The following is a 419-nucleotide window of genomic DNA, read 5'->3' as shown; positions in this document are numbered from 1 at the left end:
ATTTTCAGGAGATGGTTATGCTGCTGGTTCCTATTCGTATATGTGGTCAGAAGTACTTGATGCTGATGCTTTTCAGGCTTTTGAAGAAATAGGCGATGTTTTTAGTTCAGAGCTTGCTAATCGTTTAAAATGTTTTATTTATTCCGCTGGAGGCAGCAGCGATCCAGAAGAGCTTTATAAAGCTTTTCGTGGGCGTTTGCCTTCACCAGAAGCAATGATGAAACAGCGTGGACTGTAATTAAGGGTCAATCGTATGTTGTGCGCCATACCGTTGTTATAGTTTTTTCTGCGGTTGAGTTTTATGCAATTTCCACCTTATCATGACTTTTGTACAAACGCTTTTTATGTGTTTTTAATTTATGAAACAACTGAAGACTCTGTGTTTGTAAAGACATCAGGGACAAGAAAAATTATCAGCT

1 protein-coding gene is annotated in these 419 nt (G+C 38.2%); it reads left to right on the top strand.

What is annotated here, in order from left to right:
* Window positions 1-238, top strand: a 238-nt coding sequence (locus J7R10_RS08995) for a M3 family metallopeptidase (protein ID WP_246787433.1), incomplete at its 5' end; no start/stop codon positions are given.
* Window positions 239-419: the final 181 nt, after the last annotated feature.

The sequence above is a fragment of the Bartonella vinsonii subsp. berkhoffii ATCC 51672 genome (assembly GCF_902825225.1).
Classification (GTDB): domain Bacteria; phylum Pseudomonadota; class Alphaproteobacteria; order Rhizobiales; family Rhizobiaceae; genus Bartonella; species Bartonella berkhoffii.
The sequence above is the reverse complement of the archived record's forward strand: the minus strand, read 5'-3'. Positions and strand labels throughout refer to the sequence as shown.